Annotated in this window: 13 protein-coding genes; 1 reads left to right on the top strand and 12 read right to left on the bottom strand. The window is 64.1% G+C overall.

The window, feature by feature from the left end; all coding sequences use genetic code 11:
• Position 1: 1 nt before the first annotated feature.
• The 8 genes from bamB to ndk form a co-directional block, all read right to left on the bottom strand.
• A complete protein-coding gene (bamB, locus tag ACZ0BA_RS01950; RefSeq protein WP_463449684.1) occupies positions 2 to 1,138 on the bottom strand; it encodes an outer membrane protein assembly factor BamB in 1,137 nt (378 codons plus the stop codon).
• Between the two features lie 61 nt (positions 1,139 to 1,199).
• Positions 1,200 to 1,865, bottom strand: coding sequence for a YfgM family protein (locus ACZ0BA_RS01945; protein WP_463449683.1), 666 nt, complete (start codon positions 1,863 to 1,865; stop codon positions 1,200 to 1,202).
• Between the two features lie 69 nt (positions 1,866 to 1,934).
• Positions 1,935 to 3,287 (bottom strand): histidine--tRNA ligase, encoded by a 1,353-nt coding sequence (gene hisS / locus ACZ0BA_RS01940; protein ID WP_463449682.1) that lies wholly within the window; start codon positions 3,285 to 3,287, stop codon positions 1,935 to 1,937.
• A 22-nt stretch (positions 3,288 to 3,309) separates the two neighbouring features.
• Positions 3,310 to 4,581 carry a flavodoxin-dependent (E)-4-hydroxy-3-methylbut-2-enyl-diphosphate synthase gene (gene ispG, locus ACZ0BA_RS01935; protein WP_463449681.1) on the bottom strand — a complete coding sequence of 424 codons (1,272 nt, stop codon included), beginning with the start codon at positions 4,579 to 4,581 and terminating at the stop codon, positions 3,310 to 3,312.
• 38 nt (positions 4,582 to 4,619) lie between these two features.
• Positions 4,620 to 5,651, bottom strand: coding sequence for a RodZ domain-containing protein (locus tag ACZ0BA_RS01930; protein ID WP_463449680.1), 1,032 nt, complete (start codon positions 5,649 to 5,651; stop codon positions 4,620 to 4,622).
• A gap of 13 nt (positions 5,652 to 5,664) precedes the next feature.
• Positions 5,665 to 6,492 carry a type IV pilus biogenesis/stability protein PilW gene (gene pilW / locus ACZ0BA_RS01925; protein WP_463449679.1) on the bottom strand — a complete coding sequence of 276 codons (828 nt, stop codon included), beginning with the start codon at positions 6,490 to 6,492 and terminating at the stop codon, positions 5,665 to 5,667.
• Positions 6,492 to 7,664 carry a dual-specificity RNA methyltransferase RlmN gene (gene rlmN / locus ACZ0BA_RS01920; RefSeq protein WP_463449678.1) on the bottom strand — a complete coding sequence of 391 codons (1,173 nt, stop codon included), beginning with the start codon at positions 7,662 to 7,664 and terminating at the stop codon, positions 6,492 to 6,494. The genes pilW and rlmN overlap by 1 nt, the downstream gene beginning before the upstream one ends.
• A gap of 94 nt (positions 7,665 to 7,758) precedes the next feature.
• Positions 7,759 to 8,166, bottom strand: coding sequence for a nucleoside-diphosphate kinase (ndk, locus tag ACZ0BA_RS01915; protein ID WP_090314593.1), 408 nt, complete (start codon positions 8,164 to 8,166; stop codon positions 7,759 to 7,761).
• Between the two features lie 280 nt (positions 8,167 to 8,446).
• On the opposite strand from ndk, the gene ACZ0BA_RS01910 reads away from it, so the two are divergent.
• Positions 8,447 to 9,130: a Bax inhibitor-1/YccA family protein gene (locus tag ACZ0BA_RS01910; RefSeq protein ID WP_463449677.1), complete on the top strand. Its 684-nt coding sequence runs from the start codon at positions 8,447 to 8,449 to the stop codon at positions 9,128 to 9,130.
• Positions 9,131 to 9,176: 46 nt separating this feature from the next.
• On the opposite strand, the gene pbpC is transcribed toward ACZ0BA_RS01910, so the two are convergent.
• From pbpC to rpoS, 4 genes are all read right to left on the bottom strand, one after another.
• Complete coding sequence (gene pbpC, locus ACZ0BA_RS01905; RefSeq protein ID WP_463449676.1) at positions 9,177 to 11,327, bottom strand: penicillin-binding protein 1C; 2,151 nt, start codon at positions 11,325 to 11,327, stop codon at positions 9,177 to 9,179.
• On the bottom strand, positions 11,324 to 17,098 hold the full coding sequence (locus ACZ0BA_RS01900; protein WP_463449675.1) for an alpha-2-macroglobulin family protein: 5,775 nt from the start codon (positions 17,096 to 17,098) through the stop codon (positions 11,324 to 11,326). The genes pbpC and ACZ0BA_RS01900 overlap by 4 nt, the downstream gene beginning before the upstream one ends.
• A 99-nt stretch (positions 17,099 to 17,197) precedes the next feature.
• Positions 17,198 to 18,535 (bottom strand): 23S rRNA (uracil(1939)-C(5))-methyltransferase RlmD, encoded by a 1,338-nt coding sequence (gene rlmD / locus ACZ0BA_RS01895; RefSeq protein WP_463449674.1) that lies wholly within the window; start codon positions 18,533 to 18,535, stop codon positions 17,198 to 17,200.
• Between the two features lie 145 nt (positions 18,536 to 18,680).
• On the bottom strand, positions 18,681 to 19,703 hold the full coding sequence (rpoS, locus tag ACZ0BA_RS01890) for an RNA polymerase sigma factor RpoS (RefSeq protein ID WP_463449673.1): 1,023 nt from the start codon (positions 19,701 to 19,703) through the stop codon (positions 18,681 to 18,683).
• Between the last annotated feature and the right edge of the window lie 3 nt (positions 19,704 to 19,706).

Raw genomic sequence — 19,706 nt, 5'->3', positions numbered from 1 at the left:
ATTACTCGACCGCGAGAGCGGTCACTGTCCCTGATTGGGTTTGAAAAATCAAATTCGCGCCGGCGATGACGGGGTCCGATTGGATCGGGCTTCCGTCGGTCGCGGCACGACCTATGTACGAACCATCTTCCCGCGACAGGAAGTGGACGTAACCCTGGTAGTCGCCAACGGCCACAGCGCGGCCGAACGACACGGGTGTCGACAGGCGGCGATACGACATCTTGTCGTTCTTCCAGGCGTTGCCGCCGCTTTCGCGGCTATAGGCTGCAACTTCGCCTTTGTCGTCGGAGACGAATACAAAACGCTGGTCCACCGCCACGCCCACGTCGGACGAAGTCGGTTTGCTCCAGTGCGGCGCGCCGTTGGTGGCGTCGAAGCAGGCCACGCGGCCCTGGTACGACACGGCGCACAGATCTTTTTCGAAGATCACCGGGGTGCCGGCGATATCGGTCACGCGTTCCAGTTCGGTCGCGCCGCGCGGCTCGCCCACCACCAGTTCGAAGCGCTGCAGGCCGCCGGCCAACGCCAGCACCAGCAGCTTGCCGCCCGGCTGGGCGACATACACGTTAGGACCGTTGATCACCATGCCCGGCGCGTTGCGCAGGGTCAGGGCCGGCGTGGTGCGCGTCACGCTCCATTTTTTAACGCCGGTCTTGGCGTCGTACGCGGTGATCAGGTTGTCGACGCTACGCACCACCACCACGCCGCCGCCGACCACCGGGGACGACAGCACCTCGCTGGTGGCCTGGCCCTTCCACAGTTCCTTGCCGTTGGCGTCGTAGGCAAGGATCACGCCCTTTTTGCCGCCGACGACGACCACTTCACCATCGCTGCCCACGCCGGCGGTCAGGTCGACCCCGGTCTTGATGCGCCAGGCTTCCTTGCCGGTGGCCGCGTTCAGGCGCGCCAGCACACCGTCGCCGTCGGCCACGTAGACGTTCTCGCCGACGACGGCCGGCGTGAAGACGGCGGTGCCGGCCTTGTTCATCGAGTACTTCCAAACAGTCTTGGGCACCATGCCGCCCTTGAGCTCCACCAGCGGCGCCGGCTGGTTCTTGGTGTCTTTCGAACCAAACAAGGAACAACCGGCCAACATCGCGAACACACTTGCAGCAATAACTTTTTCGGTAATACGCATTTTTTAACCTTGATCTGGAGAGCTAAGCGGGCGCCGTGGCGCCCTTGCGGCATGACGTTGTTTAGGCGGCGCTTTTGGCGTCTTTGGCGTCGGCCGGCACGGTGCCGCCGATCGCTTCGAACTTCAGCTGGATCAGCTGGCGGCCCGGGTTCTTCTTGTCGGTCGCGTCCAGCGCTGCCTGGTAGGCGGCGCGCGCTTCGGCGATCTTGTTCTGCGCGGCCAGGATATCGCCTTTGCGGTCGGCGACCGCGCCGGCGAATTGGGCCGGCACGTCGCCCGACAGCGCCTTCAACGCGTCGTCATAGGCTTTTTCGTCGAGCAGGATGCCGGCCAGGCGAACCTTGGCCAGCGCCTTGAATTCGTCGGTGCCATGGTCGATCGCCCACTGCAGCTGCGCCTTGGCCGACTTGACGTCGTTGGCGTCGAAGCTGCTCTTGGCGGCCACCAGCGCGGCCATCGGCGCGTAGGTGGTGCTGCCGAATTTCGATTCCATGTCGCCGGCGGCGCGCAGCACCTTGGCGTTGTCCTTCGCTTGCACGGCCGTTTGCAGTTCCTCGTACAGCGCCGAGGCCTGGTTCGATTGGTTGCGCTGGTAGTAGTTCCAGCCCGCCCAACCCGAATAAGCGGCCAGGCCGGCGATCAGCACCCACGAGGCCAGGTTGCCGTACTTTTCCCACCATGCTTTAAGGGAGGCGAGTTGTTCTTGTTCTTCGAGATCGTATGCCATGTCAGTTCGTCTGCTAGAAGGTTATGAGGATTAAAGAAAGCGGTTGTAAAACGGCGGTTTTAAAACCGCTTAGTGATTGCAATGCTCGTCGTGCACGTGATGATGGTGATCGCCGCTGCCGGTGATCTGGTCGACCAGGAAATCGACCACGTCGTCGAACGGCACAGTCGATTGCTGCATGTCGCCCTCTTCCGCGCGCATCGCCTTGACGGTGGCCGTGTGATTGGCCACTTCGTCCTCGCCGATGATGACGGCGAACGAAGCGCCGCTGCCGTCGGCCTTTTTCATCTGCGTCTTGAAACTGCCAGGACCGTTGGCGGTCGAGGCGTGCATGACCACATCGAGGCCGGCGTCGCGGATACGCTCGCCCAGCACGAACGCTTGCAGCTGCGCCGCCTCGCCCTGATGCACCAGGTAGACGTCGCATTGGTTAGGCTGTTCCGGCTCGCCGGCTTCCTTCATCAGCTCCAGCAGGCGCTCGATGCCCATGGCGAAACCGACGGCGGGCGTCGGCTTGCCGCCGAACGACGCGATCAGCGGATCGTAACGGCCGCCGGCGCACACGGTGCCCTGCGCGCCGAGCAAATCGGTGACCCATTCGAACACGGTGCGGTTGTAGTAATCGAGGCCGCGCACCAGGCGCGTGTTGATCACGTACGGGATGTTGTTATGGTCGAGGATCTTGCGCAGGCCGTTGAAGTGGGCCAGCGATTCCTCGCCCAGGTAATCCATCAGCTTGGGCGCGCCGTTGACCATGTCCTGCATCGCCGGATTTTTGGTGTCCAGGATGCGCAGCGGATTGCTGTGCAGGCGGCGCTTGGCTTCGGCGTCGAGGATGTCCTCGTGCTTTTCCAGGTAGGCGATCAGGTCGACGCGGTGGCGCGCGCGCTCTTCGGCGTCGCCGATCGAATTCAGTTCGAGGCGGATGTTTTCCAGGCCCAGGTCATCCCACAGGCGGCGGCACATCATGATCAGTTCCGCGTCCACGTCCGGGCCGTTGAAGCCGACGGCCTCGCAGCCGAACTGGTAGAACTGGCGATAGCGGCCGCGCTGCGGACGCTCGTGGCGGAACATCGGGCCGGTGTACCACAGGCGCTTCGGACCTTCGTAGACCAGATTGTGCTCGATGACAGCGCGCACCGCGCCGGCCGTGCCTTCTGGGCGCAGGGTCAGCTCGTCGCCGTTCATCGAATCGGTGAACGAGTACATTTCCTTCTCGACGATGTCGGTCACGGCGCCGATGGCGCGCTTGAACAGCGCGGTGTCTTCCACGATCGGCGTGCGGATCTGCTGGAAGCCGTAGCTTTGTACGACCAATTGCGCGGTATTTTCAAACAGCTGCCACAGATGCGAATCGGTGGGCAGGATATCGTTCATGCCTTTGACGGCGGTGATCTTTTCAGCTTTTTTGTTTTCGGACATTTCAACTCTTCTTATGCTTTATTTACACTGCGGCGGCTTGCTTGCCGTAGTTGTTCTTCACGTAATTCAGTACGATTTCCTGGAATTCCTCGACGATGCGCTCACCGCGCAGTGTCGCAAACTTGGCGCCGTCGACAAACACCGGCGCCGCCGGCGATTCGCCGGTGCCCGGCAAACTGATGCCGATGTTGGCGTGCTTCGATTCGCCCGGACCGTTGACGATGCAGCCCATGACGGCCACGTTCATCGCCTCGACACCCGGATAGGTCTTTTTCCACTCCGGCATCGAGTCGCGCAGATAGGTCTGGATATTGTCCGCCAGCTCCTGGAACGTGGTCGAGGTGGTGCGGCCGCAACCCGGGCACGCGATCACCATCGGCGTGAACTTGCGCAGGCCCATGGTCTGCAGAATCTCCTGGCCGACCACCACTTCCTTGGTGCGGTCGCCGCCCGGCTCCGGCGTCAGCGAGATGCGGATGGTGTCGCCGATGCCCTCTTGCAGCAGCACCGACAGCGCCGCCGTCGAGGCGACGATGCCCTTGCTGCCCATGCCGGCCTCGGTCAGGCCCAGGTGCAGCGGATAGTCGCAGCGCTTGGCCAGCTCGCGGTAGACGGCGATCAGATCCTGCACGCCCGAGACTTTACACGACAGGATGATCTTGTCGCGGCCCAGGCCCAGTTCCTCGGCGCGCACGGCGTTCTCGATGGCGGAGGTGATCAGCGCCTCGTACATCACCGCCTGCGCGCTCCACGGCTCGGCGCGGCCGGCGTTTTCGTCCATGATACGGGCCAGCAGCGCCTGATCCAGGCTGCCCCAGTTGACGCCGATGCGCACCGGCTTGTCGTAGCGCGCGGCCACTTCGATCATCTGCGCGAACTGCGTATCGCGCTTGGCGCCCTTGCCGACGTTGCCCGGGTTGATGCGGTACTTCGACAGCGCCTTGGCACACTCCGGATAATCGTTCAGCAGCGTGTGGCCGTTGTAGTGGAAGTCGCCCACCAGCGGCACGTCGACGTCCATTTTGTCCAACTGTTCGCGGATGTACGGCACCGCCTCGGCGGCCTCCGGACGGTCCACCGTCAGGCGCACCAGTTCCGAACCGGCGCGCGCCAGGTCGCGAATCTGGATCGCGGTCTCGATCGCGTTGGCGGTGTCGGTGTTGGTCATCGACTGCACCACCACGGGGGCGTCGCCGCCGACCCAGATCTTGCGCTGGCCGTGCGCGACCAGCACGCTGCGGCTGGCGCGGCGATTCGACGGTCCCGAAGGAATAGCTGTTTGCGTAGAAGACATGGCTGTTTGCTCGTGCTGGCTGGTTTAACTTGTTAAATTTACTTGATATTCACGCGGGAGATCGTACCGCCGGCGACCGGTGGCAGCGCCAATGGCGCGCCGCCCAGGGTCGCTTTCACGCCATCTGGCTTGCCGACGATCAGCAGCGCCGGGTCCTTGATATCGAAGGTCTCGGTGCTGCCCGCCTTGACCAGGCGCGAAATCAGCGGCTTGGTGCCCGGACGGCGAATCTCGACCCACGAATCGGCTGTCACTTCCAGCACCAGCTGGGTGCCGGTCGCGGCGGCCGGAGCGGCTGCTGGCGGCAATACCTGCGCGGCCGGCGCACCGCTCGCCGGGGTCGCCGGGGTCGCTGGCGCGGTGGTCGCCGGCGCTGCCGGCGTCGTGCCTGCGGCGGCAGGCGCGCTCGCGGCGTCGGCCGGGTTGGTGCTGGTGCCCGGCGGCGGCACCGAAATCAGCGGCACGTTGGGCGACTGCAGCGTCGTCGTTTCCTGACCCGGCTTGACCAGGGTGGTCTCCAGCGGCATGGTCGAATCGATCGGTTTCGGCAGCTCGGTGACCGCGCTGGCGCTGGAGGCGCTGTCAGTGCTGGCGCGCTCGAACATCGAGGTCGAAATCAAACCGCTCTGGTAGGCGTACACGCCGCCGCCGATCAAGGCCGCGGCCACCACCACCGCGCCGACCATCCAGCCGCCACGGCCGGACGAACGGTCGGTCATCAGCGGGAAGCGCGACTCCGAAAACTCCGCGGCCCGTTCCCTGCGCGGCGGCGCGGCCTCGGGACTGGTCGGCGAGATCACTTCGATCATCGCCACCAGCGGGGTCGGATCAAGCTTGACCACTTTGGCGTAGGCGCGCACGAAACCGCGCACCACCGCCATATTCGGCAAGGCGGCGTAATCGCCGGTTTCCAGCGCGGCGACCTGGCGCGGCGCCAGCTTGAGCTGGTCGGCGATCTGTTCCACCGACATGCCCATCGCTTCGCGCTGGGCCGCCAGTTGTGCTCCGGGCGTGGCCAGGTTGCTGCTGCCCTGGTCTTTTTTCGGCGATTCTGCCCACTCTGAATTCATTGGTTTCCCTGTCTCACTCATCAAACGCCCCACGTTGATAAGCAGCATATTCGGTCGAGCCGGGGTGGTGGCGGCGCAATTGCGTCGCCCAACCATCTTCAGCCCCCTTGTCGCCTACCTTATGCTGCACCTTAATCCCGAGCCACAGCACATCGGCCGTCAGGCTCTCCATCTTTGCCACCTTGTTCAGCCGGGTAACGAAGAAATTGGCGCGCACATAATCGCGCTTTTCAAAATATACCCGCGCCAGATTGGCGTTGGTGGCCGGCAGGTCGGGCGTCAACTGCAAGGCTTGCAGCAGATAACGCTCCGCGCTGGCGTAATCCTTGGTCTTCAATGCGCAGGAACCGGCGTTGTTCGCGGCCGATGCCGGCGAACGATAGCTGCGGTTGCCCAGCGCGGTATCGAACAGCGGCATCGCCTCCGCCACCCGGCCGTTCTGGCACAGGAAAGAACCATAATTGTTGGCCAGATCCGGATTGCCCGGCGCGAGTTTGCGCGCGCGGACAAAGTTATCCTCGGCCAGGCCGTTCTCTCCCATGGCCTGATAAATCAGGCCGCGCATGCCGTAGGCGTCGGCGTACTGCGGGTCCGCCAGCAGCGCCATCTTGACCTCGTCAAGCGCGAACGCGTACTGGCCCTGCTCGTAGTAGCCAACCGCCAGCTGCATGCGGATCTCGACCTTGCGCTGCGCGCTGGTCTGGTCCGACGCCGTGGTCAACTCGGCCTTGCCGCTGTTGCCGCGTTCCGGCGCCGAGGCGCAGCCGGCCAGCGTCCCCGCCAGCGCCGGGATCAACCCGAGCGCGACGAGCCGCCGGCTACGCTGCGCCAGGAGCGTCATCAGGAGGTGATCTCCACGATCTTGCCGAAATTGGCGCCGAACTTTTGCTGGTACTCGGCCATCTTTTCCATCCGCTGCGCGACCTTGGTGCGGTCCTGGACTTCGCCGGCCAACTGGCCGCAGGCGGCGTCGATATCGTCGCCGCGCGTCTTGCGGATGGTGGTCACGAGGCCGGCGTCGACCAGGATCTGGGCGAAGGCCTTGATGCGCGGATTTTTCGAGCGCAGCAGGCCGGACTCCGGGAACGGATTGAACGGAATCAGGTTGAACTTGCAGTTGACGCCGAACTGGCGGTCCTGCACCAGCGCGATCAGTTCGCGCGCGTTCTCGTCGCTGTCGTTGACGCCGTCGAGCATGCAGTACTCGAAGGTGATGAAGTCGCGTGGGGCGAACTCCAGATAGCGCTTGCAGGCGGCCATCAGCTCTTTAAGCGGATATTTTTTGTTCAGCGGGATCAGGCTGTTGCGCAGCTCGTCGTTGGACGCGTGCAGCGACACGGCCAGCGCCACCGGCACTTCCTGCGCCAGCTTGTCCATCATCGGCACCACGCCGGAGGTCGACAAGGTCACGCGGCGGCGCGACAAGCCGTAGGCGTTATCGTCGAGCATCAGCTTGAGGGCGGTGGCGGTCGGCTCGAAGTTCAGCAGCGGCTCGCCCATGCCCATCATCACCACGTTGGTGATCTGGCGTTCGCCTTTCGGACCCGGCTCGATGCCCTTGGTGCGGCGCAGTTCGAACTCGGCCATCCACAGCTGGCCGATGATCTCGCCGACGGTCAGGTTGCGGCTGAAGCCCTGCTTGCCGGTCGAGCAGAAGCGGCAGTTGACGGCGCAGCCGGCCTGCGTGGAAATGCACAGCGTGCCACGGTTTTCTTCCGGGATGAACACGGTTTCGACCGCGTTGCCGTTGCCGACGTCGACCAGCCATTTGCGCGTGCCGTCGGTGGACGTGTGATCGCTGATGATGGCGGGCGCCGAGACGTGGGCGCGGGTTTTCAGTTTGTCGCGCAGCGACTTGGCCAGATCGGTCATGGCGTCGAAATCCGACGCGCCGAATTGATGGATCCAGCGTTGCAGTTGCTTGGCGCGGAACGGCTTCTCCCCCAACTCGGCGCAATAAGCGATGAGCTGCGCGGGATCGAAGTCCAGCAAGTTGGTCAGAGGTGCGTTCATGGTTGTGCTCATTACAATTTCAAAACAGTTCTAGAAAACTCCGCTTCCGCGCGGCGGCGGAAACGGGGGTACTACACGAATTACTTACCGCAGATTACTTGCCGAAGAAGTAGGCAATTTCAACTGCTGCAGCTTCGACAGCGTCGGAACCGTGAACGGCGTTGGCGTCGATCGAATCGGCGAAGTCAGCACGGATGGTGCCTTTTTCTGCCTTCTTAGGATCGGTAGCGCCCATCAGTTCGCGGTTTTTCAGGACGGCGTTTTCGCCTTCCAGCGCCTGGATCATGACTGGGCCCGAGACCATGAAGTCCACCAGGTCTTTGAAGAAGCCACGCTCTTTGTGCGCGGCGTAGAAACCTTCAGCCTCTTCACGCGACAGCTGCTTCATTTGAGCAGCAACGATCTTCAGGCCAGCGCCTTCGAAACGGCTATAGATTTGGCCGATAACGTTTTTTGCAACTGCGTCTGGTTTGATGATCGACAGGGTGCGTTCGATTGCCATTTGAAAAACTCCAATAAAAAGAAAGGTTTAAAACAAAATTGATGACTCAATCAACCTTTGATTTTACCATAGAACACCCCATATTCCGAGCAAGGGCACCAGATAAGGATACGAACCGGTCCGTGTATGCCCCGTTTCAGGGCGAAAAATCCGGGTTTTGACGCAAAGTTGCGCGTTTAAGTCCGGATTAAGTGCTTTTGGGCCATGTTTTTGGGTATTTTGGCTAGTACGTGCTATGCTTTTAGCAAGCAGTAAATCGAATTACTTTCAGGGAGGCACTATGATTAATATGGAAAAAACTTACGATCTGTCAGCAGGCAGTCGCCGTGCCGTACAGCACAACGTGCTGCGCAATACGTACTGGCTGCTCGCGCTGTCGATGATCCCGACCGTGTTTGGCGCGTTGCTGGGCGTGTCCCTGCACCTGCCGCTCGGCGGCGGACTGATGGCACTGGTGTTCCTGGCCGGCGCCTTCGGTTTCATCTGGGCGATTGAAAAGAACAAGGAATCCGGCGTGGGCGTGGCCCTGCTGCTGGGCTTCACGTTCTTCATGGGTCTGATGTTGACGCCTTTGTTGTCGCGCATCCTGGGCTTCTCCAACGGCGGCTTCCTGATCATGGCGGCCTTCGGCGGTACGGCGTCGGTGTTCGCGGTGCTGGCATCGATCGCCACAGTCTCCAAGCGTGACTTCTCGGGCATGGCCACGTGGCTGTTCGCCGGTGTCATCGTGCTGATTTTGGCTTCGCTGGCCAACATCTTCCTGAACATCCCGGCGCTGGGCATCGTGATTTCGGTGGTGGCCATTGCGATCTTCTCCGCGTACATCCTGTATGACGTGCAGCAGATCATCAACGGCGGCGAGACCAACTACATCAGCGCCACGCTGCGTTTGTACCTCGACGTGTACAACATCTTCACCAGCCTGTTGTCGCTGCTGGGTATCGCCGGCGGTAGCCGCGACTAAGATCGCAAGTCAGTAGCATCCAAAAGCCGGCCTAGCGCCGGCTTTTTTATTGGCTGGACCGAAGAGGAATCGTCTCGGCGTTGCCGCGTACCTGGAATCGGCTGCTGGCGACCACTTTGTCCTCATCGTCCACCAGCGCCAGCTCGTGTTGGCCAGTTACTGGCTGCCAGGCGTAATCGCCTTCCGCGCCGCCCAGCGCCGCACCGTCCAGCTGCCACCGCAGTCCGCGTCCACCCTGCGCGTGGAAAAACACCCGCTCGATACGCTTCGGGATATCCGGGTCGAGCGCGATGATCCCCGCGTCGCCCGGATAAAGTATCTTCGGCGCCCTGCCCCCATCGCCGACCAGCGCGATGACCGGACTTTCCGTCCCGGCCAGGAACCATTCGCTCCGCGCCGTCTCCAGCGCTGGCTGATAGACGATCTGCTGGCGCGCCACCCCGAGCGGCGCTTTCGGGGCCCCGCTCGGCCGGCCGCGATGCAAATAGTCGACAACGTCACGCCACACCGGCGCCGCCCCCGTCACGCCGGAGACATCCCACATCGGCTGACCGTCGAAATTACCGACCCAGACCCCGACCGTGTAGCGGTCCGTATAACCGACGCACCAGTTGTCGCGCATGTCCTTGCTGGTGCCGGTTTTGACGGCGCTCCAGAAAGTCGTCGCCAGTTCGTTCTTCAAGCCGAAGGTGAGGCTGCGCGCGCCCCGGTCGGCCAGGATGTCACTCACAATAAAGCTGGAACGCTGATCAAGCACACGCTGCGACGCGGTGGCCAACGCGGGCGCGGCCAGCGACAGCCGCACCGGTCCCGCCACGCCGCCGTTGGCCAGCACGCGGTAGGCATTGCTCAACTCCAGCAGCGACACCTCGGCGGAGCCCAGCGCCAGCGAATAACCGTAGAAATCGGCCGACTGGGTCAAGCTGCTCAGGCCCACGTCGCGCAAACGCTCGTGGAAGCGCTCCAATCCCGTCATCACCAGCGTGCGCACCGCCGGCACGTTGAGCGAGCTGGCAAGGCTGGTGCGCACGCTGACATAGCCCTTGAAATCCTTGTCGTAATTCTGCGGCACGTACAAACCGGAAGGCGTGGAGATATCGATCGCCGTATCGTCCATCAGCGAGGCTGCCGTGATCAATTTTCGCTCGATCGCCAGCTCGTACAAAAATGGCTTGAGCGTCGACCCGGCCTGCCGCAGCGCCGCCACGCCATCGACCTCGCCGTCGCCGGCATTGCCGACATAGGCGAGGATATCGCCGCTGGCGTTGTCGAGCACCACCACGGCGCCATCGTGGACGTTGCGCCCTTGCAGCGACATCAACTGCTGGCGCAGGACCGTCTGCGCATACCGCTGCAGTTCCCCGTCCAGGGTGCTGCGGATCACCTGCCCGCCACCGGTCAGCAGCTGCTGCGCGACCTGCGGCGCCGGCGGCAAATCGGCCGCCAGCTGCGGACGCCCCAGCGCGACCAGGATGCGCAGCTCGATATCGCTGCAGGTCGCGGGCATTTTCAGCTCGCGCCCCAACGCGCAGGCACGCTGCGAGACGACCCTGGGCGACGCCGACGGCCCACGCAGCAGGCTGGCGAGTATCACCGATTCGGACTGGTTCAGGCCCGACGGCGCCTTGCCGAACAGGATGCGCGACGCGGCGCCGACGCCTTGCAGCTCGCCGCGATAGGAGACCAGGTTCAGATACGCCTCGATGATCTGCTGCTTGCTCCACGTGGCGTCGAGCTGGCGCGCGGCCTTGGTCTGGTCCCACTTCTGCCCCCAACTGCGACCCTTGGCGCTGGGCCGCAGGTCGGGATGCAGCAGCGCGGCCAGTTGCATGGTGATGGTCGAGGCGCCGCGCGGCCGGCTGCGAAACAGGTTGTCCCAGGCGGCCTTGGCGGCGGCGCCCCAGTCGACGCCATCATGCTGATAAAAGCGCTGGTCCTCGGCCTGCAAAATCGCCCCCGGCAGCGCGGGAGAGATATCTTTCAATTCCACCCAAGGCAGCCGCCGCACCGCCATGTCGATGCGCAGCGACTGTACCGGTTCGCCATGACGGTCCAGCAGCGCCGCCTCGGACGAGCGGTAGCTTTCACGCACCTGCTGCGGCGTCGGCACGTCCTGCGCCTGCGCGGCTTGAGGCCCGGCCGCATGGGCGGCGCCGGCCAGCGCCAGCGACAATCCCACCGAGATGATTACCCTCATTTCACCCTCAGCGGAGCATTCGGCGACTCGCCGAACATTTCGGGGCTATACATCGCTTCGACGCGGGTCGGCGGCAGATTGAACTGGCCCGCATTATTCAGTCGCACCGTGTACTCGACACTCCACTTCCCTTTCGGTACGAACTGGTAGAACGAATGGAAGCCCTCGAACGTGCGCTCTTCGAAAGCCGGTTCGACCCAGCCCGTACGACGGTTGCCCGCGTCCAGCAACGCCGAATCGCGCCCCAGACCCGAGCCTAACACCGTGGCGCTGGCCGGAACGGGATCGTCGACCACCACCCAGGTCATGTCCGACTGCGCCTCCAGATCCAGCCGCACCCGATACACATCGCCGCGCGACCAGACACCCTTGACCGCCTGTTCGACCGGCGTGATGGTCTTGGCGATCTTGTAGCCGCTCGATAGCGGCGCCTTGAGCGGAACCGCCGCCACGGTCTGCAACGTCACCCAAGGCTTGCCGGCGCCAGCGTGATCGAGTTCCAGGTTGCCGCTGCCACCGCGCGGCCATGGCAGCATGGCCTTGCCGCCGCTGGCGTCACCGCCAAAGGCGATGCTCTTGCTGGCCTGGCCCAGGATTGCGCTGGCGGTGCCGGTCACCTTTTGGCTCTCGAACTTTTGCGCGAAGCGGTCCAGCGCCAGCACGCCCCAGGCGTTGGCGACCGTCGTGCCCCAGCGTCCGGCGCGTTGCCGCCCAAGTGCGCCGCGCGCCAGCCGGCCCATGTCGTCGCGCCAGGCGGGATTGTCGGCCATCGCCAGCAGCAAGCGGTTGGCGTTGCTGTCGGCGGACGCCATCAGCCACCACCAGTCGTCGGTGCGTTCGGTCGAAAAGCCCATCGTCGTGCCCTGAAGGTTCAGACGCGAACGCAAAATCTGCTCCGCAGCGGCCAGCCTTTGTGCGCGTTGCGGCAGTTTGTCGGAGCGGCGCAGGATCAAATACCAGTCGATGACGGCCGATGTCGGCCACAGGTTCGGCGCGACCGTGAACGATTCGAGTTCGCTCGGGTTGATGCCGTGGGTGCGCGACAGCGCCTCCAGCGCGGCGATCTTGCGCACCGCCAGATCGGCCGTCGGCAAGGCCGAATACAGCACCACCTTACCCTGCACGAAAGCCAGCAGGCCGGACTCCATGCGCGCCTTCAGTTCCGGCGGAATCACGTAGCCGGCTTCCTGCGAGGCGGACAGCACATACGCGGTCAGGCTGTCGCTACCCGACTGCATGCTGGCGAAATACTTGACCAGACCATTCGCGTCCAGATGCGCAGGCAGCGTCTCCACGGCCGACTGCCACTGCGCAGTGTCATGCAATGCGATCGCGCGCGACGCCACCTGCTCGAAGCAGCGGTACGGATAGGCGCTCATGTAATCACGCACGCCAGGCATATCGCTTCCCAGGGTGGTCGCAAATTGCATCTGCACGCCGCCACGGCCCGGCAGCGCATCGTCGGGCAGCTTGACCGGGATGCTCTGCTTGCGCTCGAGCTGGAGCAAGGTCGCCTGCGTGGTGCGCAGCGGCACCGCCGCCACGACTTTTTGCTTCACCTTCAAGCGGTCGCGCGAGGCCGGCGCATCAGCTGAACCGGCGATGCTTGCACTGACATCCCAAGCCAGCGATTGCGCGCCCGGCGGAACCTGGTAATCCCAGCCCACTTCGCGCGCCTCGCCTGCTTCCAGCGCGACATCCTGCCGCGACAGCGCCGTGCCGGCGGCGGTCGCGCCCAGCGTGACCTTGACGGCGGCATCGATCGTATTGCGCAACGTGAAGCCGGCCCGGAAGCGATCACCTTCGCGCACCACCGCCGGCAGGCCCGATAGCAGGATCAGATCCTGCGAGCTGCGCACCTCCGTGCGGCCGGTGCCGAACAAATCGGCCTGCGCGCTGGCGATGGCGACGATGCGGAAAGCCGTCAGCGAATCGTTGATCGGCACTTCCACCGATGCCTCGCCGTTGGCGTCGAGCGTCACGCGCGCCTTCCAGAACAGCAGCGTGTCGAACAATTCCCGGCCGCCGCCCTTACCACCACCTCCGCCGTGCGGCACCGCTTTGCGGCCGAAGTGACGCTTGCCGACCACCTGCATCTGCGCGGTCGCGGTCTGCACCTGCAGGCTGCGCTGCTGCATCATCGTCTCAAGCAGATCCCAGCTGGCGTTGGACATCAGCTCCAGCAGACCGACATCGACCGCCGCCAATGCCACCTCGGCGCCGGCCGGTGGCGCCGAGCCATCCGCGCGCGCCACCTTGACCTTGACGCTGGCCTTGTCACGCACCTTGTAGACCTGCTTGTCGGACGTCACCTGCACTTTCAGCTCATTGGCGGACCAGCCCACCCGCAACGGCGCGATTCCCAACTTGTACGCCGGCTTGCCCAGATCGACCAGCGCGGTCGGCTGCACGCTGGCCACGCGGCCGCGCACCACCAGCGCCGATACGTAGACGTTCGGCGCGTATGCTTTCTTGACCGGGATCGTGAACACCGGCTCGGCGGCGGTCAGCGGTCGCACATAGGTATCGATTACGCCTTCGCGCTCCACCGTCACCAGCGCGGTGGCCTCGCGGAACGGCATGCGCACCTGGAAGCTGGCGGTGTCGCCCGGCTCGTAGCGTTTTTTCTCCGGCAGCAGGTCGATGCGGTCGTTGTCGGTGGCGCTGAACCACCAGTCGCCGCCATCTGCCACCCACATTTCGCGGTTGGTCATGGCCACATGCTGGCCGCCGTCGCGGGTTTGCGCGCGCAGTATCAAATTGCCCGAGGCGGGCGCCTTGACCTGGCAAATCAACAGTCCCTTGGCATCTGTTTTGCCTTCGCAGGCGGCACCCATGGCTTTGACTTCGCTGCTGTTCTCATAGGCGTAAAAGCCGCCGATCAAACGCCGGCGGTGCGCATACGATTGCCGCTGGAAGAAGTCCACCGATACGGGCGCGTCGGCCACCGGTTTGCCTTGCAGGTCCAGCACCACCACCTGGAACTTGAGCGCGTCCTTGCTCATCACCCAGCCGTCGGGCTGAATGCCGATCACGTAATTGGACGGCCACAGGGGAATGCGGGTGGCGACCGACAGCGTCTCGCCGTTGGCATCCTGATAGGACATCTCCGCCATCAACTCGTGCGGTACCGTCACGGCGGGCAGCTGATCGAGCGTGACGCGGGTGCCGCCGGCCTTGTCCAGGGTCAGGTTGCGCGTCTTGAAGCCGGTGGCGGCGCCTTCGGTGGCGCCTTCGCCGCCCTCTTCGAACACGCCCTCGTCTTCGTCGAAGGCGCCCGACTGCCGTTCCACGCCGAGCTTGACGTCGCCGCTGCTGAAGGTGAAGTTCTCGTAGTCCTCGAAGCCGACCTGCTTGTCCTGCACCACCGTGCGCAGTTGCACCGGGGCGCCGCCGGCGCCACCGCCGGACAGATAGCTCAGTTGCACGTCCAGATCCACCGACGTGGCCTGCACGGCCGGCGCTTTCGGTCCTTGCAGCAGCGCTTTCATGGTCGGCACGCGGAACTGCTCGACGCGGAAGCGCCCGGCCACGCGGCCGCCCAGCATCACCTGATACCACCCTTGCCTGGCGTCGGCCGGAATCTCCCAGTCGTTGGCGGCGGTGGCGTTGGCGCTCCAGGAAATCGGCAACTCGTAGCGCTGTTCGCTGCCCTCATGGACCAGGAAAATACTCGACGGCTGCGCCTTGCGCTCCTCCGCCGTCAGCTGGTTGGTGTCGTAGGCTGGCCGCCGCTTGCGCGGCGCGTCGCCGGCGCCAACCAGCGCGATGCCCTGCTCCACGTGGCGGCGCAGGAAGTGCTTCATGTGCACCGTCTCGCCGGCGCGCAGCAAGGTGCGGTCGAAAACGGTGGCGGCGATGACGTTGTCGGCACCTTCTCCTTCTGTCGGCAGGTTGAAGCGCCAGTTCTCGATGCCGCGATCCCAGTCGGACAAGGTGAACGTCATGTCGCCGCCGCTGCGCGCGCTGACAAAGAAACCGCCGCGCGGCTCGCACGCGCTTTCCGCCAGTTCCTGTGCAATGCGGGCCACGCCGTCGCCGTCGGTGACGCCCTGCCACACCTGTTTGCCGGCGCAATCGCGCACCGACACCTGCGCCTGCGGCACGGGCTTGCCCTTGTCGAGCGACGTCACCCACACCAGCGACGACTGCGCGCCGCGCTTGAAGTGCGCCACCATGTTGGTCACCAGCGCCGCCGAGCTGACGTACGCCGTTTCGCGCTTGCCGGACAAGGCCGCGCCCAGCCGTGGGCTGGCCAGTTCGACCACATAGAAGCCCGGCTTGCGCAGCGGGATGCCGACCACCTCGAAGGCCCGGCCGCCGCCCGACTTGGGCATGGTGAAGCGCTGCGTGGCCGCAGCGGATTTGTCACCCACGGCGCCACCGGCCAGCAGCGGCTTGTACAACGCCTCGCCGGCCTGTTCGCCCGGTTGCCAGCTGCCGCTGTAACTCATGCGCTTGAGCCAATCGATGATCTGCCGGTCCTGCTGCTCCTGGTTGCCGGCGTCGTTGACGCGCAGCGATGCGCCTTCGATGGCGGTTTTAAGCCCGGCCACGTTGGCCTCGATATTGCGCACGGTGACAGGCAGCAGGCGGTCGCCCTTGGCCTCGATGATGCCGAAGCGCGCCGGGAACTTGACCAGCGGCGGCTGCGCGGCCGTCTGCACCGCCATCGGGAAGCGCCGCTGATTGATCAACGCGCGGCTGGCATCGTCCTTCAGCCCAGCCGGCAGCGACAGCATCAATTTAGCGTTCTCCGGGAACGGCCCCGGGATGGTCAGATAGTCGACAGTCTCCGCCCTGGCTTCGTCCTTTTCCAGCTTCGGCTTGAAGACTTTGCCGCCCGGCGCCGTCACTTTGACGGCCAGCGCATCGGCCATGCGCACCGGCGCGGAAAACTGCAAGCGCAGCGGCAGGAACGGAATGCAGCCGCCCTTGACGGCCAGCCGTTCGCAACTCAGCTTGGCGGTGAAGTCAGGCCGCGTCTTGAACGCCAGCGTTTGCGCCTGGCCGGTGACGATGCCGCTGTCGGCGGCGATGCCGGCGCCCCACACCAGCGCGACGTTGGCCTCCGCCGGCAAGGGACGCTGGCATTGCAGCACCACGATCGGCAGCTTTTCGATGCGGTTGCTGCGCACCGTCGTCGTCGCGCGCCACACCACGCCGCGCGCCTTGAAGTACAGCGACAGATAGCGGTTGGCGAAGTCCTTGCGCAAATCGAGGATTTTTTCGCGCTCGGCGCCGGCGAGGATGCGCACCCCGATTTTTTCGTGCACGCCGTCGGCGCGGCACCAGGCGTTGGCGGCGATGGTGGCGTCGCTGGCCGGCGCGTCGAGACCGAGCACGAAGATCTGCTGTTCGTCGATGCGGTTGCTGCCTTCATACGGCAGCGATTCGACGATGGCGGGGCCGCCGGTGTCGAAGGCGAACGCGCGCTCGCCGGACAACGGCTTGCCACTTAAATCCTTGACGTCGTTCCTGGCCGTGAAGCGGCAGGCCACGCCGGCCGGCAAGTCCCTGTCGAAATCGTAGCTCCAGTTTTGACCGTCGATCCAGCGGCCCTTGCCCGGCTCCGCGCAGTCGACGGTGAAGGGATCGGTCAAGCGCATGTCGCCCAGCGGCACCATCGGCGCGCTGAAACGCGCCACCACCTGGCGCACGCCTTTGACGGTGCCGGTGGGCGAAAACGAGGTGACGGTGGTTTGGGCGAGAACGGCGAGCGGCAGGCCGCAGAAAGCGGCCATGCCGATGAGACGGGACAGAAGGCGCATGCCAACTCCGGATGCTATGTGGAATCAGTCCAGTGTTGCAAACGGCTACGGCAAAGTCAATAACATTACAAAATAAACATTACGATACATCAGTGCACATTACGCCAGATTAAACACCGCCATCGATTCCACGTGCGACGTGTGCGGGAACATGTTGACCACGCCGGCCTTGTCGAGCACATAGCCGGCGTTGACCAGGATGCCTGCGTCGCGCGCCAGGGTCGACGGGCTGCACGACACATACACGATGCGCTTCGGCAGCAGGTCCGGGCGCGTTCCGCTCAACGCCACCAGCGCCTCGCTCAGCGCCATGGCGCCGTCGCGCGGCGGGTCGATCAGCATGCGGTCGAATTTACCGAGCGCGATCAGATCGTCGGCCGTGACCTCGAACAGGTTGCGGGTATAGAAAGTGGTCTTGTCCGACAGGCCGTTGGCCTTGGCGTTGTCCAGCGCCCGCTCCGACAACGTGGTGCTGCCCTCGATGCCGACCACCTCGCGCGCCTGCGTCGCCAGCGGCAAGGTGAAGTTACCCAGGCCGCAGAACAGATCGGCCACGCGATCTTGCGGCTGCACTTCCAGCAGGCGCAACGCCTTGCCGACCAACACGCGGTTGATGTAGTGGTTAACCTGCGTGAAGTCGACCGGCTTGAACGGCATCTTGATGCCGAATTCCGGCAGCAGGTAATGCAGGTCGTCGTCGAGCGGATAGAACGGTGCGGCCGTCTCCGGTCCCTTGGTTTGCAGCCAGAACTGGATCTGGTGCAGGTCGGCGAAAGCCTTCAATTTGGCCTCGTCGTCCTTGGTCAGCGGCGCCATGATGCGCAGCACCAGCGCGGTGACGCCCTCGCCGATGGCCACTTCGATCTGCGGCACCTGATCGTACAGCGACAGCGAGCCGATCAGCGCGCGCAGCGGCAGCAGCAGGTCCGACACGTGGCGCGGCAGGATCTCGCAGCTGTCGATGTCGGCGACGAACACCGACTTCTTCTCGTGGAAACCGACCAGCACCGTGCCTTTCTTGGCCACGTGGCGCACCGACAGCCGCGCGCGGTAGCGGTAGCCCCAGGTCGGGCCGTACATCGGCCGCATCACCGTCAGCGGCTTGACCTTGCCGATGTGGCGCAGGTTGTCTTCCAGCACGCGCTGCTTGATGGCTACCTGCGCGGTGGGCTCCAGATGCTGCATCGAGCAGCCGCCGCAGTAATCGAAATGCTTGCACTTGGGCGTGACCCGCATCGGCGACTCGTGGTGCAGTTCGGTCATGCGCGCCATTTCCCAGTTCTTCTTCTTTTTGAAGGTGTAAAAACTGACCTTCTCGCCCGGCAGCGCGCCCTCGACAAACACCACCTTGCCCTGGGAGCCGTCTTCATTCTGCAAATGGCCGACGCCACGGGCGTCCATGTCGAGCGATTTGATGTCGAGGATAGTATCTGGCATAAATTTAATTTTAAAGAAAGAATGGCGGGCGCGGCCGCGTGGGCGTGCGGTGGCCGGGACGTGCCGGGGCCAGTATGATAGCAGAAGGCGTTAAGGGGGAGGAATCGGCTGTCCGCAGCGGCTGCGGCAGCAACTACAGCAAAGACTACAGCAACGAATCGCGCACCACGCCGCGCGCGGCCATGGCCCGTTTGAGTTTGACCAGCGCTTCCTGCTGGATCTGGCGCACGCGCTCGCGGGTGACGCCCATTTCCTCGGCCAGGGTTTCCAGGGTGGCCGGATCGTCGTTGTCGAGACCGAAGCGGCGCATGATGACGATGCGTTGCTTGTCGGGCAGCTTGGTCAGCCAGTCGCGCATCAACACCGTCATTTCGTGATGTTCGGCGCGGGCGTCGGGGCTGTCATCGCTGTCGCCGGGCAGCATGTCCATCAGCGACGATTGCGGATCGTTGTCGAGCGGCGCGTCCAGCGAGGTAGCGTGCTCGGACAGCGCCAGGATATCCTGCACCTCCTCCACCGGGCGGCCGACCAGCTCGGCGATATCCTCGGCGGTGGCGTCCTTGCCGTTGTGGTGCTGGGCTTCCAGATGATATTTGCCGCGCAGAATCTGATTGAGCTCGCGCACCATGTGCACGGGCAAACGCACCGTGCGCGCCTGGTTCATGATGGCGCGCTCGATGCTCTGGCGTATCCACCAGGTGGCGTAGGTCGAGAAGCGGAAGCCGCGCTCCGGCTCGAACTTGTCGATCGCGCGCATCAGGCCGATATTGCCCTCTTCGATCATGTCGAGCAGCACCACGCCGCGATTGATGTAGTGCTTGGCGATCGACACCACCAGCCGAAGGTTGTGCTCGATCATGGTCTGGCGGGCGCTGAAGTCGCCGGACTTGGCCAAGGTGGCGTAGTGCACCTCCTGCGGCGCCGTCAGCAGCGGCCGGGTGCCGATCTGGTTGAGGTAGTGCTGGGTGGTGTCGGTCGACAGCTCGGCCGCCAGCACCTTTTTCAATTCGTCGACTTCGAGCACCGCCGGCGCCTCGGGCAGGTGTCCGCCCTCTTCCGCGCCGTCCGCACCGTCCATGGCGTCGATGACTACATCATCGTTTGACTCGTCCTGGAAATCTTCCGGGGCCGAGTCGTCATCCATTGGGTCGTGCGGCGTATGTTTCATGGC

The sequence above is a fragment of the Duganella sp. AC917 genome (assembly GCF_979258245.1).
The sequence above is the reverse complement of the archived record's forward strand: the minus strand, read 5'-3'. Positions and strand labels throughout refer to the sequence as shown.

Bases quoted from the DNA above. Each gene is read 5' to 3' on its own strand.
- bamB (WP_463449684.1), bottom strand. From the start codon at position 1,138: ATGCGTATTACCGAAAAAGTTATTGCTGCAAGTGTGTTCGCGATGTTG.
- ACZ0BA_RS01945 (WP_463449683.1), bottom strand. From the start codon at position 1,865: ATGGCATACGATCTCGAAGAACAAGAACAACTCGCCTCCCTTAAAGCA.
- hisS (WP_463449682.1), bottom strand. From the start codon at position 3,287: ATGTCCGAAAACAAAAAAGCTGAAAAGATCACCGCCGTCAAAGGCATG.
- ispG (WP_463449681.1), bottom strand. From the start codon at position 4,581: ATGTCTTCTACGCAAACAGCTATTCCTTCGGGACCGTCGAATCGCCGC.
- ACZ0BA_RS01930 (WP_463449680.1), bottom strand. From the start codon at position 5,651: ATGAATTCAGAGTGGGCAGAATCGCCGAAAAAAGACCAGGGCAGCAGC.
- pilW (WP_463449679.1), bottom strand. From the start codon at position 6,492: ATGACGCTCCTGGCGCAGCGTAGCCGGCGGCTCGTCGCGCTCGGGTTG.
- rlmN (WP_463449678.1), bottom strand. From the start codon at position 7,664: ATGAACGCACCTCTGACCAACTTGCTGGACTTCGATCCCGCGCAGCTC.
- ndk (WP_090314593.1), bottom strand. From the start codon at position 8,166: ATGGCAATCGAACGCACCCTGTCGATCATCAAACCAGACGCAGTTGCA.
- ACZ0BA_RS01910 (WP_463449677.1), top strand. From the start codon at position 8,447: ATGATTAATATGGAAAAAACTTACGATCTGTCAGCAGGCAGTCGCCGT.
- pbpC (WP_463449676.1), bottom strand. From the start codon at position 11,327: ATGAGGGTAATCATCTCGGTGGGATTGTCGCTGGCGCTGGCCGGCGCC.
- ACZ0BA_RS01900 (WP_463449675.1), bottom strand. From the start codon at position 17,098: ATGCGCCTTCTGTCCCGTCTCATCGGCATGGCCGCTTTCTGCGGCCTG.
- rlmD (WP_463449674.1), bottom strand. From the start codon at position 18,535: ATGCCAGATACTATCCTCGACATCAAATCGCTCGACATGGACGCCCGT.
- rpoS (WP_463449673.1), bottom strand. From the start codon at position 19,703: ATGAAACATACGCCGCACGACCCAATGGATGACGACTCGGCCCCGGAA.